The following is a 14,215-nucleotide window of genomic DNA, read 5'->3' on the forward strand; positions in this document are numbered from 1 at the left end:
CGAATTTCCAGTCATGCCTGATCGAATCAGTAACACCCGGAGGGCTAGAACGCTTTTAGTATAAGCCGTCCTACTGCCCCCACCTCAAAACTATTTCTTGATGTTTTCTTGATTGTTATTCAAATCACCCGCACATGGGGTGATTTTGCTGTGAAACACGTGAAAATTAGGGATATGGGTCACAACGGGGCGGATAACGAAAAGGCGGTCGTCGCTCAGCGGCTCGGAGGCCGTGTCGACGATCGCCTTAATCGCTTGTGAGTCTTCCACCGCAGTGTCCGCCTTTTCACTTGCGTCACTGCAATCACAACAGAATCAACTGTCCCATGCGTCACATACTTGCGTCAAGTCTTATTCCCCTTAGGGGGTAAACATTTTGACAGTCTCTAGACGAAGAAAATGGGAACCTGGCCGGCTGAGATGTAATCGAGGAGGTCCTGCACCCTCGGCGTCGGCTCGATGTCGTATTCGTGGAACTTCAGATTCCGGTCACGCCAATACAAGCTCCACCGCCCCGTGGACTGGGTGTACCGCAACCGCGCGACCGGGAAGCGGGTCTTCTTCCCCTTCCCATCCCACGGCGGCCGCACCTCCACAATTGTGGCGTGGTGCGGCGCAACATCAACCTCAATCTTCAACTGATCCCACAAGTGTTCCGGGATCTTCGCATCACACCAGCGCCGAATGCGGGCGACATCGAGTTCAGGTGGAGCCATGGGTTAAGGGTACCGGGGTTGGTGCGCCGCATTGCTCTCAACTCGAAAACTTTGAAAACTGGGTTGATGCAATAAGTTTCAGCGTGGGCACTTTGCTCTTAGCCGAGGAGATGGAATCTGTCGAAGAAAACTCTTAACCAATCAACCACGCGTTTCTTGCGGTTAATACGGTTGTTTGGCCCGGTACCAAAGCGTGAACCTGCGGGCAAAATCTTCTCGATGTCAGTGCCAGTGGTTTGAAGGTGTCCTAACCGGAACATGGTCTCTATGAATTGGTCAGTTTCTGGCTGCTTGAGGTTCTCCTTCTCAACCATCTCACCGACTTCACGCGACTTCTGCTCAGCCAGGTACTGCTTCCACTCGTCGTTGATGTCTCCGGTGGCTGAAACTAGGTCGACAAACTTTTCGATGAGATCCAGCTTGTTTTGAAGTGTCGGGCTGGATTTAACAGTACGTCGGATCTCTTCCTTTATGTCCTGCTTTGACTTCTCCTCGTGCTCGCTGCGGTACTTTTCAACGAGAGCCAGGATGTAAGCGACGTTGACCTCTATCTGCTTCATCAACTCAATCTCGAAAACGAGGTCGTCGTTGATGTTTTCGGCCTCGTTTTTGTCGGAACGTCGTTCGCGATAAAGGTCGAGGTACGTTGACTGGTAGTCCTGAAGGTCGCGTTCTGCGAGCGGATCTTGTTCCTCAAATTCGTCGAATGCGGTCAGAATATTACGGAGACGCAACAATTCGCCGAATGTCTGAATAAACTCGTCCTCTCCGGCATCACTAGCGATGAACTGACCTGGGGCCCACTTACTTAGCTGATCTAATTTCTCGCAGTAGATATCGAAGTAGTGCTCGAACGACTCCAAGATCGTTACGCTATTGGCTTCCTTATTGCCGAACAGCGCGATGGCTTCGTTGGTTTCGTCCTCAAGATTTCTGAAAGAAACAATGTTTCCGTAAGTCTTAACCGAGTTCAGGATTCGGTTTGTGCGAGAGAACGCCTGAAGCAGGCCGTGGTGGTGCATGTACTTGTCCACCCATAGGGTGTTCAGAGCCAGAGCGTCGAAACCGGTGAGAAACATGTTGACGACGATTAGCATGTCCAACTCGCGGTTCTTCATGCGCTTCGAGACGTCTTCGTAGTAATTACTGAAGTCGTTCGCCGAAGTGCTGAAGCTGGTTTTGAACAATTCGTTGTAGTCGTGGATCGCGCCTTCCAGGAACTGTCGGTCAATGGTGTTTAGCGCGTCCGCGTCGAAGTTCTCCTCTGGCAACAAGCCCTCGCTGTACTGATCGGAGTTCGGAGCATACGTGAAGATCGTAGCGATCTTGAGCTTCTTGCCATCCGTAAGGTTGCGCTGCTGATTCTGAAATTCGGTGTAGTAGACCTTTGCGGCATTGACCGAGGCTGTAGCGAAGATCGAGTTGAAACCTCGAACTCGCTTGTCTTTGAGCTCGTAGTTGGAGTTACGCTTTGTCTTCTGGTCGAAGTGCTCAAGCACGTACTCCACGATCATCGCGATGCGATCCTTGTGCAACAAAGCATCTTCGGTCGCGATACTGGAAACTTCGCGGTCTTCAATCCCCTCGCGCGCCTTGATGGTGTTAACGTAGTCGATTCTGAACGGCAGCACGTTTTCATCGGCGATAGCATCAGAAATCGTGTACGCGTGTAGCCTGTCCCCAAACACCTGCGGAGTCGTCCGGATAACCGCTGAACTGGTGGACTTGTTTTCGTTGAAGATCGGGGTTCCAGTGAAGCCAAACAGATGGTAGCGCTTAAAGGCCTTTGTGATGGCTTTATGCATGTCTCCAAATTGGCTGCGGTGGCACTCGTCGAAAACGATGACGATATGGGCGTTGTAAATTTCGTGGCTCGGGGTGCTTTTGACGAAGTTCGACAGCTTCTGAATTGTCGTGATGACAATTTTCGCTTTCGGGTTGCTTAGCTGCTCGCGAAGCTCCTTGGTCGACTTGTTGGAGCTGACAGCACCCTTCTGGAACTTCTCGTATTCCTTTTTAGTTTGATCGTCAAGGTCTTTGCGGTCAACGACGAACAACACCTTGTCCACGCCCTCAATCTGAGTAGCGAGCTGCGCTGTTTTGAAGCTGGTCAGAGTCTTGCCAGACCCGGTCGTGTGCCAAATATAGCCACCAGCCTCGATCGTGCCGAGCTTCTTGTAATTGGTGGCGATTTCAACTCGGTTGATGATGCGCTCTGCCGCGACGATTTGATAAGGACGCAGCACCATAAGCGTCTGGTCAGCGGTAAATACACAGAACTTGGTGATGACGTTCAGCAGAGTTCGCTTGGACAGAAACGTTTTGGTGAAGTCAACCAGATCCGTGATGTGATTGTTGCGGGCATCGGTCCACCACGATGTGAACTCGAAACTCGCCGCGGTTGCCCTGCCTCTGTTGATACCTTCGACGTGCGAGTAGCGGGTGGTATTGGAGTAGTACTTGGTGTATGTGCCGTTCGAGATAACAAACAGCTGCGTGAACTTGAATAACCCGCTGCCTGCCCAGAAGCTATCGCGCTGGTATCGGTTGATTTGGTTGAAAGCTTCTCGCAGTGCAACACCACGGCGCTTCAGCTCGATATGAACCATCGGCAGGCCATTGACAAGGATCGTGATGTCGTAGCGATTGTGGAAGTTACCGGTCGACTCGTATTGATTGATTACTTGCAAATAGTTGCGGTGAATATTCGCCTTGTCGATCAGGTGAATGTTCTTTTGGGTACCATCGTTTCGCTCTAGCGGTAACGCTGCCGGATTTGCCTGAACGATGGCGGTCTTGTCCTGGATGCTCTGGGCTGGGTTCGCCAGCTGCCCCTTGAAAAATCGCTGCCACTCATCGTTCTCGAAGTGGATATCATTTAGCCGTTCGAGCTGGGTGCGCAAGTTGTTGATGAGATCTGCCTCTTCATGAATTGGCAGGTACTCGTATTCCTGATTCTGCAGCTGCGCGATGAGCTCCTTCTCCAACTCAGACTCGGATTGATAGCTCTTCTCCTTGCGCGCCGGCGCGTCGTACTCGGCGACGACGGTTGAGTTCCCACTAGCGGCAATCGGCAAAAACGTGCTCACTTTGCCTCCTCGAAGCTAAGCAGCTTGTCACGGTAATACTCGTATTGTTTTCGGCGAGCAGCGATCTCAGCGGGTAAGCCGACGGAGATGTCGTTAACCAGGGCATCGAACTTATCGAGAATAGAGACGATGCGTTCCTGTTCAGTAAGCGATGGAACTGGAACAATCGTTTGAGCAACTAGTTTAGAATTCAAATTGCTAACGGTACCCGATCCAACAGCTGCTCGAAATTGGGACTGAACCGCATTGCTCCTAAGTAAGTGGTACAGGAAATCCGGCAAGTAGTGTTCCTCAAATTTGGATAGCTTTAACCAACCATCGTGAATGCAACCATAAATCTTAGAAATGTAGGGTCTACCAAAACTCATCGAATTCGATAATATGAAATCTCCTGGGGAGATTTCCCTCGATTTCTCTGCACCGTCTGGTGTAATGAACTGGGCTGTTTGGGTTACATATTTACTGTTTGTCTCAACATCGCCTATTTTTATCCAAGGCACGGAATCATCGATATCCTTGGTAATGAATTTCGATATTGGTCTAGGGGATGCACCTCTTGAAATTTCGCAGAGCTCTCCCAGCTTTTTCAGCGTTGCATGTGACCTAAGTGAATCTGAATCGTAATCTAGCAGCAAATCGCGGTAGTATTCGTACTGTTTGCAACGAGCTTCTAGCTCCGCTTCTAGCTCCGCTTCTAGCTCCGCTTCCAGCTCCGTGAAGGTATCCAAAATCTTGACGACCTGGTTCTGTACCTCAAGAGGAGGGACGGGAATTTTTATCCTTGCAATGTACTCAGGCGCTAGTTCAATGACTTTCACCCCTCGACAATATTTCCTCTTTGCCACTTGAAATACCTCAGATTGGAAGACGTAGGATAGATATTTCGGGTTCTGTCCATGATGTAGTACTGTCGCATGCCCTCCGGTGATAATAGGATCCTTACCAATCCACGCCAATGACTTTCCGACATCTTCAATATTTTCACTTGTATTAGTGATAATAAGATCGCCTGGTTCTACAGGTGTGTAGCGTTCAGCTGACGAAGGTTTTACAAAGCTTATTGTTTCTTCGGCCCATACTCCATAGTGAGTATAAATCTGCCCATAATGCACAGCACCAATTCCGGAATCAATTAGATCCTTTTTTGTTAAACCTTTGCCTCGCTTAAGCGTGCCTAAATCACCAATGGTCATATATCTGACCCCACCTGGGCAAAGCTCCCGAACCATCTTATCGATCCTGATCATCTTGGGTCCTCCAGGTCAGCAACGATCTCGTCGATCGCAACTCTGAGATCATTCTGGCGAGCAACGATCTCGTCAATCTCTTTGTTGAGTTCTGCGATATTGATGGCTTCGCGGGTATCTTCGGGTTCAACGTAGCTGGATACCGACATGTTGTAGTCAGCTTCTTTGACTTCCTCAATCGGCACCAACTGGGTGAAGTACTCAACATTCTCTCGCTTGGCGTAGGCATCCAGTATCCGCTGTCGGTGAGCTTCAGTGATCTGGTTCTTCGTACCGGAGCGCTCAAATAACTGCGAAGCATCGATGAATAAAACGTTCGAGTCTTTCTTCGACTTCTTTAGCACCAACACGCAGGTGCCAATCGTGGTGCCGTAGAACAGGTCAACCGGCAGCTGGATCACCGCATCCGCGTAGTTACCATCAACCAGGTACTTTCTGATCTTCTTCTCTGCTCCGCCACGATAAAGCACGCCGGGAAACTGAACAATAGCAGCTGTACCATCCTCGGCAAGCCACGAGAGAATATGCATGGTGAACGCCAGGTCAGCTTTACCCTTCGGCGCTAGCACACCAGCAGGGGCGAAGCGCTCGTCGTTAATCAAGGTCGGCGAATCCGAGCCGATCCACTTTGTTGAATATGGTGGGTTGGAAACAATCGCCTCGAACGGCTCATAGTCCCAGTGCGCAGGTTGTGTCAGAGTGTCTCCGAGGGCGACGTTGAACTTTGAGAAGTTGATGCCGTGCAGGAACATATTAATACGGCAAAGGTTGTACGTGGTCAGATTTATCTCCTGGCCGAAGAAACCCTCATCCACGTTGTCACGACCAAGTACCTTGGCGAATTTCAACAGCAACGACCCACTACCGCACGCCGGGTCATACACCCTGGAAACGCGATCCTTGCCCAGCACAGTGATGCGAGCGATCAGCTCCGATACATCCTGTGGTGTGAAGAATTCACCACCTGACTTGCCTGCAGAGGAGGCGTACATTGTCATCAAGTACTCGTAGGCATCGCCGAAAGTGTCGATGTCGGCATCTTGGTAGTTGCCGAACTCAAGGTCACCAATTGCGTCGAGAAGCTTAACAAGCTTGTCGTTTCGCTGTTCGATGGTGTTGCCCAGGCGTGCGCTGTTGACATTGAGGTCGTCGAAAAGACCCTTCATGTCATCCTCGGATTCGCTACCAATAGCCGAGGCCTCGATGTTGGCAAAAACCGCTGCGAGGGTCTCATTTAGGTTGATGTCACGTGGTGCAGCTCGACGAACGTTCTCGAACAGATGGGAAGGCAAAATGAAAAAACCCAGACTATCGACAGCGTCCTTGCGTATCTGCTCGGCAACCTCATCCTCAAGGGATCCATAATCAAAGCTAGTATCACCGGCCTCTGCCTCGCCTTGGTTGACCCAGTTGGTAATGTGCTCAGAAATAAAGCGGTAGAACAACATACCAAGCACGTATGCCTTGAAATCCCAGCCGTCTACGCTGCCACGTAGATCGTTGGCCACCCGCCAAATTGTTCGATGTAAATTAGCGCGCTGTTGCGATGCTGCCACGAAAACCTCTAACTAAATCAACTCGCCTCATCCATCGGCAAAATACATCTAAAAAGCAACGTTGCTAGCAGATGAGTCAAGCAGAAAGACAGTTACCAAAAATTCAAACAACATCATTCTACGCAGAACTCAGCGACCAAAGTCCGAAGTGAAACGCTCGTTTCGCTTTGGGATTACTAGGTTGAGTCAGCTGCACCTTTTCGATGGTTCGAGTTGTTCCACATATCGACGGAAGTGTCGATTCGGGCTAGGTGGTAGGTGATGTCCGCGTTGTTGGTAGGGGGCTTCCGGGCAGGTGCTGACACTTTACACCAACTCTCCGGAATATCCCTACCAACTAACCGCATCTGACAGGAAGCTTTAGACACCTTTCTTACTTAGATTTTCGCTTCCCCAGATTTACCCCAAGCGAGTTGGTTACCCTGAAGACAGTCGATCGTGTTTCGAAAAACGAAGATTAGCCCCATTTCCTTGAATGCCATCTACGGAAGACTTCAACATTTTGCGTGACTCGCGTTTAGAGGGATGTGAGCCATACTTTCGAAAATTATTAGGTTCAAACCACCACAACCTCAAGATGCAACTTGAAAAAACGAATTTTTGTTCTCCTGTGGATAACTTTTAATCATCAGATTTCTTGCTGGTAAGAAAGATTTAGGGTTGTGGATAACTAAACTCATCCTGTGGATAAATTCCACTATTGTAATTCACCTTTTCCCCCAGTCCAGACACCAGCTACACTGTAAGACAGCACACAAAAGCCCCGTAACCGCGAGGCGGCAACGAGGCTGTTGCTGGTGAACTATTTGGCAATTTCACTCACCTGCAACTGTACCTGTGTTGTTAACCGCGTGTGCTAATGACCCTCGCCTAAAAGCGAGGAGGAAGGATGTCGTTATGGCATCAAACCAGTATCACGTAATCCCCCACCAAGATGGTTGGGGAGTCAAGGGCGCAGGTTCAGATAGAATATTGCGCCACTTTGACACCAAGACCGAAGCAAGTGAATTCGGCAGAGATGTTGCTCGGAACCAGGAAGCGGAACTGTTCTACCACTACAAGGATGGTAGATTCCAGGGCCGCGACTCCTACGGCGATGATCCGTTTCCTCCGCGAGGCTAAACGGTAAATAGCAAGGCGCGATCTGAGGCAACTCAGGTCGCGTTTTGTTTTATCGAGACGCGGCACCCCTGCAAGGTGATAATAAGGGCATGACCACCAAGAACCTCACACCTCTCCAGATCACCGTTCTCCAATGGGTCGCCGATGGCTGCCCCACTAATCCTGAAGTGCCAGACACCTACAAGATATCCGCACGCGCACTGGCTAACCGTGACTTAGCCAGAATAAAAGGTAGCGGGAAGACGTGGAAGGCAAAGATCACCGAACGTGGGAAACGCGTACTTGCAGGGAAGGAACCGCTGAAGAAGGCTAAGCATAAGTCTCCTGTCTTCGTTCCTCAGGCGCCGACAGCTGCGGAGACGGAGCTGGTGATGCGGGCGAAGGAGCTAGTGGAAGACTTGGTGGCATCGGAAAGAAAATGAGTGGTGCGCTATCCCGACAGTGAAGAGGAAGTGAAGAGTGACTGGAAGCCTCTCGAGAAGATTATTCGTGGGCAGCTGAAGGAACTTGTGCCTGAGGGTATGGAGTTTGCGCTGCGCTCGAAGAAGTGGTCGCCATACATGGTGACCATGGCGCTGCTTCCAACTGACACGTGGATCACAGCGGATCCGGAGCCCTTTCTAGCGGGCGACAAACGTGTGGACAAGTACCATTCCATCGCCACGGAGTTTGCGAAGATGACCGAAACGTCCAGCAAGAATGTCGAGAGGCGGATGAAACTTCTGCTCCACGTCATGTTTACCGAGGCCGAGGCACGTGGGTGGACCGTGGAAAGGAAGCACACGGATCATTATTCCTGGTACCCAGCGCGAGACTTTGCGGTCATTTCTGCTGGAAACAGCTCGTTTGAAGTGAAGGTCAAAGAGAAGTTCCGGAAAGTGGAGCGACCCCCGACGAAGAAGCAGACCGAGGATCACGAGCGTTCCTTGCAGTACTCGTGAAATAGGGGCAGGCAGATGCCGACATACTACGACCGTGTGGGAACCGAATCACTGCTAAGCACCTTTTTGACCACGAACCGTAATCCACTCGCTGACACCGATGCAGAAACCAACGTTTACTGCAGCAGGATCGCCTTGACAAGCATGGTGGAACTTTCGGGAGACTACGGGGTTAAAGGAAGCGTGGTAGGCTCACACGCTACGTTAGTGAACTAGTCCGCCCTATCCTATTGCCTATACCTTTGGGTAGATGAACCACTGCATTAAGTAGACAGCAATCATAGGCACTCCGCATAATCCAGCTAATACGTAAATGATTCTGACGGTATCGGCGGAGATTCCATATGTTTCAGCCACTCCGGCACAGACCCCTGCTATACGCTTATCTTTTTCGACCCGGTGCCATTTATTTTCTTGAAACATTATGAATATCCGTACTCAAATGTCGAGATGCCACTATTGCTGCTTAGTACGTTTGTACTTACAACGATTCCGAGACACTGTTCGTGACGGTGTGCTCGAATTACATCGTAGCCTAGTTTTCCTGCCACCGTTAAGATGGCGATTGCCACAGGGCCTGTAGCCCCGAGTGCAACCATCCAAGGGAGAGCTGCAATCGCTCCGGCTTCTCCTGCCGCGCCGGTCGCTTTCGTTTCCTGCTCGCTCAACTTAATTGTAGCTTTCTCCCAGCCCCAATCGATCTGCGGATCTGCAGTAACAGGGAAAGCTGTTTTTGAGTCATGCTCAACGATTTGTACAAGAGTTCCATTCTCAACTACGAGTGAGGTTTGGAGGGCAATGCCATTAGCATCGTAAGCCCAGGAGTTACCGATCGTTGCCAGTAGGTTTCCGTCTAGGAAAATTCCCATAGAGTCTGCGCTCCCTTCGCTAAATGGGATGACTTCAGCTCCTTGTGAAATACTGAGAGGAAAGCGATATTCGGTAGGTGCCTCTGAGTTCCCGATATGGATAAGCGTCTGCATACTGCTTTCAAATTTATTCGTTTCGAAAGAGTAAGCTTTCGTTGAACGCTTAGAGCGACATTCCTTGCCCTGATACTCATCACTGCATTTGACCAACGACGGCAGTTCGAATCCTTAGGTTAACGTCCTCCAGAGAGGCCTCAATCTGGGAAAAATCCTCATTCCAACCTCCCCCTCTTTCAAAACCCTGCTGTCCCGAGAGTGCCAGTGCAGTGAACTCGAGGTTCTTGATGAGTCCCAACCACCTGATCACCAAGGAAGGTGACAAGGTGATCGACTGCTTCCACACATGCGTTCATTTCTTCCCGGGTAGGTTCGTAGACTTCGTGAACCGCTCTATTTCTCAATTGCTCGACCTGCTCCGACCATGCAGCAATAGGTTCTGGGGCCTCTCGACCCAACCGATCATTTCTGGATAAAAGGAAACAGGCCATTACTCTCGCATTGGAATTTTTATGAATCACTAAGTCTCTTCCGGGGTAAGAACGTAAACTTCATAGTCGTAGTGTGGCGCTTAGCCACGACATAGACCCATCTCCAACCCTGACCCCTTGAAAGTAACCACAACAACTATGCCACCGAAGCCCTCCAACCCTCACCGGATCATTCCCGTCACGGTCGTATCCAACGAGCAGCTCGCCCCGCGTCTCCACCGCGTAACCTTCACAGCTTCCGACTTCGCTGACTACCCGTTGGACGGCCCCGATGAATTCTTCGGCTTACTCATGCCGCGACAGGGCGAACAGTTCCATCCCTTTGACCTTGGCGACAGTAACATCCGCGCAACGGTGGCTAACCTCCCGGAAGAAACCCGCCCCGAACTGCGCTGGTACACCATCCGAGGGTTAGATCCGGCCACGAGCACCATGTGGACTGACGTGGTCACCCACGGAGATTCCGGCCCCGGCTCTCGCTGGGTTCGGCGCGCCCTCCCCGGCGATACCGCCGGCATGTATACGTGTGGGGCAATCTGGGTTCAGGCCCCCTCACCGCAACTCATGATTGCCGACGCCTCCTCTATCCCCGCCCTCCGCCACGTCCTCGCCCACCTGCAAAGAACCAACCCGGAAGCGCTGACGCTCACCGACATCATTGCTGTAATCACCGACCTTGACGAGGTCGAACCTGACTTCTCCACCGAGTGGTCGCCCCAAGTGCGCAGCCTCACTGTTGTCACTACTTCTAAGACTTTGGAGTCGGACGCTACGCTGGCTTCCCTCCGCGACCATTACTCACCCGAACACGGCAGTCTGCCTAGGTCTCTGTGGGCGTGTGGTGAAGGCAGTCTGGCAAAAACAGTACGCAAATTCGCGGTCGATGAGTTGCAGCTGTCCCCCGACGTCATCGAATGGAGCCCATTTTGGTTCCACGGGAAGGCACGCCCCTAGCGTCCAGGCTTTTCCCAATCCTAGCCGGGCTGGCTGGACCTGAGCGCCTGCGTGTTCGTTCTCCGTTCAGCCAATGCCTTTCGCGATAACGGACGTTCGAACGGAGGAAAGATGAAATAATTTTTCTCCAACGCACATCTGCGTCTGTCAGATCTACAGGGTTCCCCGCGGAACTATCACCGGGCTTTTACCATGCGGATCCTCCCAGACTTCCGCCCTCAGCCCATATGCTTCCGCCAGCACGTCCGGGATCAGAGCCTCAGCCGGAGTCCCCTGGGCAAGGATCTGCCCGTCCTTCATCACGATTAGAGTGTCCGAGAACATCCCGGCCAGCATCAAATCGTGCAGCACCATGACTACAGCCTTCCCCTTCTGCGCCTGATTGCGCGCCAGCTCCAGCATTTCCATTGCATGGGCTGGGTCTAGAAACGTGGTCGGCTCATCGAGTAATAGCACCGGAGTATCTTGCGCCAACGTCATCGCCAACCATACGCGCTGGCGCTGCCCACCGGACAACGAAGAAACCTCGCGATCCACCAAGTCAACAATCCCGGTTGTTTCGCAGGCATGGGCAATCACCTCCCGGTCACGGGCCGATTCTCCACGCAACCAACCTTGGTGAGGATGTCGACCGCGGGCTACCAGCTCCCCCACCAAGATCCCCTCTGGCGCCATGGGGTGTTGCGGCAGCATCGCGATCCGCCGGGCCGCATCCTTGGTGTGTAGCTCATGGACGATCTCACCCTGAACGTATACTTCACCGGCCCGCGGAGTGACCAATTTAGACATCGTCTTCAGCAGCGTTGACTTCCCGCACCCGTTTGGACCAATCAGAGTAGTGACCTGTCCTGGGTATGCGCGCACGCTAACCCCTTTGAGTACGTCCCGGGCTTCGGAGTACCCGGCGTACACCTCAGTTGCGTTCAGAATCGCCTCGTTCTCAACCATTGTTGCCTCGCTTGTTCATTTTCTTGATGACCAATCCCACCAGTGCAATTCCACCGATCACGGAAGATACCGCCCCAACCGGAGCACTCGTTGGTATGAACCCCGCAATCACCGCGCACACCCCCAGCAGTGCCGCACCGGCGGCCGCCGACACCATCGGTGATGGCGTTCCGGTATTAGCCACGATCCTTCCCAGGTGTGGCGCGATCAGCGCAATGAAACCGATCGGCCCCACCACAGAGACCACCACAGCCGCCACGCCTGTTGCCGCTATCAACAGGGCTGCCCGCCGTGCCTTTATATTCACACCTAGCGATGATGCCGAACTGTCATCGTGCGCAAGGACGGGTAGATCCCTCGCGCACCACAAGCCGATGGCGATGAATGGTGCCAGACCGACCAACAACGGAATCAACGCATTCATACGTACGAACCCTGTGGAGCCCGCTAGCCAAGTCTGAGTCTCGGCCGCCCGCAGGATTTCGGCTTTGAGCAGCAGGTAGCTCACGACTGCTTGGAGCATGAGAGACAGGGCGAAACCGATGAGCACAATCTTGTCGCTGGTACCCACGCCACCCAGCAGGGTGAGCACGACGAGTACCGCCACGGCCCCGACCATCGCTAGCCCGGCGCGCCACCAGAACATGGGCAAATCTTCCAGCCACGTGGGCCGGACGGTGACAGTGCCCAGTACCACGAGCACGGCCGCCCCGGAGGTCACACCCAGGATGTCTGGGGAGGCGAGGGGGTTTCTGGCCATTGTTTGCGTCCATGCGCCGGCGGTACCTAAGGCCGCACCGACAATCATCGTGGCTAGCGCCACGGGCAAGCGCAGGTCCCACACCACGGCGATTTGGCGAGCGGTACCGCCACCACGGAGCACGTCGAGTACCTCCGCCGGGGACATTTTCACTGTGCCTTGTCCCAGGAGCACGAGGTAACAGGCAAAAGCCACGACCGCGAAGAACCCAGTGCTGCCCAGGATGCGTGCGATGCGGTTGCGCCGCTGGCAGGTGAGCTGCTGGGTGAGATCCTCGGTGATGGTTTGCAGGGAATTGTTCTGCGGTGAGTGTGTCACTGCATGCTCCCCGCTTTCTGCCAACTCGAACGCCTGCGCACCACAGCAATCATCAGCGGCGCACCCAGGATGGCGATAACGATAGACATCTCTAACTCCCCCGGACGCAGTACCAACCGACCCACAATATCCGCAGCGAGCACCATGATTCCCCCGGTCAGCGCCGCCGGAAGTATCAGCCGGGTTACCTGCGGACCCAGCACCACGCGCATCACGTGCGGGGCGGCGAAGCCGACGAAAACGACCGGGCCTGCCGCCGCCGTCGCGCTGCCCGCGAGCAGGACCACCCCGAGCGCTGAGAGCAGTCGCGCAAGGCGGGGTGAGCCACCGAGAGCTTGGGAGGCATCATCACCAAAGGCCAATAGATCCAATGGTCGGGCGGCAATCAAAGCAAGCACAAAGCCGACTACCAGGCCCGTCCAAGCCAGCACTATTTCACTGAAGCCACGGCCGAAGGTGGAGCCCACGACCCAGTGGCGCATGCTATCGAGGACGTCGGTGTCGAACAGGCCGATGAGGACGGTGCCGGAGCGCAAGGTAGCATCCACGCCCACGCCCACCAAGAGGAGCGTTATGGGATCAGGGGCACGGCGCGCAATGAACATAACCAGTCCGGCTGCGAGTGCGGCACCGACCAGCGCGCACGATGCGGCACTGCCCACGTTGGTAACCACCCCGACAACAGATCCAAAGGCCACGGCGAACGAGGCCCCTGAGGTGATGCCGATGAAGCCCGGATCGGCCAGCGGGTTGCGCGTCCACGCCTGGGCGAGTACCCCAGCAACGGCCAGGGACGACCCGACTGCGAAGGCTAGAAGCGTGCGAGGGACGCGCAGGTCCCAAATGATGCTGCCAAGCTCTTGCTTGCTGGCGCCGCGGAGAGCCTCGAGCACCTCGGCGGCCGGAATGGAGCGCGAGCCTACGAAGAGGGATGCGATTGCCACGACGACGCTGGCCGCGATGAGGGTGGCAATGGTGCGCTTCGTACGGTCTTCACGGGAGCTGACGGGGAAGGTACGAAGTGGTTTTGTACCGCCAGCAAGGTCGGATGTTCCGGTAGCCGTGCCAGCCGTACAGCTAGGTCGGCGAGAGCGCAAACGAGTGGCGAGGAAATCAGATGACATTAGGTTATGGAGTTTCTGTGGGA

The 14,215-nt window shown here is 53.4% G+C and carries 14 protein-coding genes; 4 read left to right on the plus strand and 10 right to left on the minus strand.

The window, feature by feature from the left end; all coding sequences use genetic code 11:
- Positions 1-90: 90 nt before the first annotated feature.
- From HMPREF3044_RS08470 to HMPREF3044_RS08490, 5 genes are all read right to left on the minus strand, one after another.
- The gene (locus HMPREF3044_RS08470) at positions 91-270 is read right to left on the minus strand and encodes a hypothetical protein (RefSeq protein WP_070740850.1); all 180 of its coding nucleotides are present in this window, start codon (positions 268-270) and stop codon (positions 91-93) included.
- Between the two features lie 116 nt (positions 271-386).
- Positions 387-716, minus strand: a complete 330-nt coding sequence (locus HMPREF3044_RS08475) for a DUF3024 domain-containing protein (protein WP_070740853.1) — start codon at positions 714-716, stop codon at positions 387-389.
- A 98-nt stretch (positions 717-814) separates the two neighbouring features.
- A complete protein-coding gene (locus HMPREF3044_RS08480) occupies positions 815-3,805 on the minus strand; it encodes a type I restriction endonuclease subunit R (protein ID WP_070740856.1) in 2,991 nt (996 codons plus the stop codon).
- Positions 3,802-5,052: a restriction endonuclease subunit S gene (locus HMPREF3044_RS08485; protein WP_070740859.1), complete on the minus strand. Its 1,251-nt coding sequence runs from the start codon at positions 5,050-5,052 to the stop codon at positions 3,802-3,804. The genes HMPREF3044_RS08480 and HMPREF3044_RS08485 overlap by 4 nt, the downstream gene beginning before the upstream one ends.
- Positions 5,049-6,608, minus strand: coding sequence for a type I restriction-modification system subunit M (locus HMPREF3044_RS08490; protein WP_070740861.1), 1,560 nt, complete (start codon positions 6,606-6,608; stop codon positions 5,049-5,051). The genes HMPREF3044_RS08485 and HMPREF3044_RS08490 overlap by 4 nt, the downstream gene beginning before the upstream one ends.
- Before the next feature lie 897 nt (positions 6,609-7,505).
- Here HMPREF3044_RS08490 and HMPREF3044_RS08495 point away from each other — a divergent pair.
- The 3 genes from HMPREF3044_RS08495 to HMPREF3044_RS08505 all read left to right on the plus strand — a co-directional run bounded on the left by HMPREF3044_RS08495 (position 7,506) and on the right by HMPREF3044_RS08505 (position 8,671).
- Positions 7,506-7,730 carry a DUF2188 domain-containing protein gene (locus HMPREF3044_RS08495; RefSeq protein WP_070740864.1) on the plus strand — a complete coding sequence of 75 codons (225 nt, stop codon included), beginning with the start codon at positions 7,506-7,508 and terminating at the stop codon, positions 7,728-7,730.
- 89 nt (positions 7,731-7,819) lie between these two features.
- Positions 7,820-8,152 (plus strand): hypothetical protein, encoded by a 333-nt coding sequence (locus HMPREF3044_RS08500; protein ID WP_070740867.1) that lies wholly within the window; start codon positions 7,820-7,822, stop codon positions 8,150-8,152.
- A 30-nt stretch (positions 8,153-8,182) separates the two neighbouring features.
- Entirely contained in the window at positions 8,183-8,671 is a 489-nt protein-coding gene (locus tag HMPREF3044_RS08505; RefSeq protein WP_141759666.1) for a hypothetical protein, read from the plus strand.
- 234 nt (positions 8,672-8,905) lie between these two features.
- Here HMPREF3044_RS08505 and HMPREF3044_RS08510 read toward each other — a convergent pair whose 3' ends face one another.
- Positions 8,906-9,094 (minus strand): PspC domain-containing protein, encoded by a 189-nt coding sequence (locus HMPREF3044_RS08510; protein WP_005393129.1) that lies wholly within the window; start codon positions 9,092-9,094, stop codon positions 8,906-8,908.
- Positions 9,094-9,654, minus strand: a complete 561-nt coding sequence (locus tag HMPREF3044_RS08515; protein ID WP_070740873.1) for a hypothetical protein — start codon at positions 9,652-9,654, stop codon at positions 9,094-9,096. The genes HMPREF3044_RS08510 and HMPREF3044_RS08515 overlap by 1 nt, the downstream gene beginning before the upstream one ends.
- Positions 9,655-10,226: 572 nt before the next feature.
- Here HMPREF3044_RS08515 and HMPREF3044_RS08525 point away from each other — a divergent pair.
- Positions 10,227-11,042 carry a siderophore-interacting protein gene (locus HMPREF3044_RS08525; protein WP_070740880.1) on the plus strand — a complete coding sequence of 272 codons (816 nt, stop codon included), beginning with the start codon at positions 10,227-10,229 and terminating at the stop codon, positions 11,040-11,042.
- A 153-nt stretch (positions 11,043-11,195) separates the two neighbouring features.
- Here HMPREF3044_RS08525 and HMPREF3044_RS08530 read toward each other — a convergent pair whose 3' ends face one another.
- Genes HMPREF3044_RS08530 through HMPREF3044_RS08540 form a run of 3 tightly spaced genes read right to left on the minus strand, consistent with a single transcriptional unit; the run spans position 11,196 to position 14,192 of the window.
- Entirely contained in the window at positions 11,196-11,990 is a 795-nt protein-coding gene (locus HMPREF3044_RS08530) for an ABC transporter ATP-binding protein (RefSeq protein ID WP_070740883.1), read from the minus strand.
- Positions 11,983-13,068, minus strand: a complete 1,086-nt coding sequence (locus HMPREF3044_RS08535; protein WP_070740887.1) for a FecCD family ABC transporter permease — start codon at positions 13,066-13,068, stop codon at positions 11,983-11,985. Before HMPREF3044_RS08535 ends, HMPREF3044_RS08530 begins: the two co-directional genes overlap by 8 nt.
- On the minus strand, positions 13,065-14,192 hold the full coding sequence (locus HMPREF3044_RS08540; RefSeq protein WP_005393134.1) for a FecCD family ABC transporter permease: 1,128 nt from the start codon (positions 14,190-14,192) through the stop codon (positions 13,065-13,067). The genes HMPREF3044_RS08535 and HMPREF3044_RS08540 overlap by 4 nt, the downstream gene beginning before the upstream one ends.
- Positions 14,193-14,215: the final 23 nt, after the last annotated feature.

It is taken from the genome of Corynebacterium sp. HMSC073D01, from assembly GCF_001815555.1.
Taxonomy (GTDB): Bacteria; Actinomycetota; Actinomycetes; order Mycobacteriales; family Mycobacteriaceae; genus Corynebacterium; species Corynebacterium glucuronolyticum.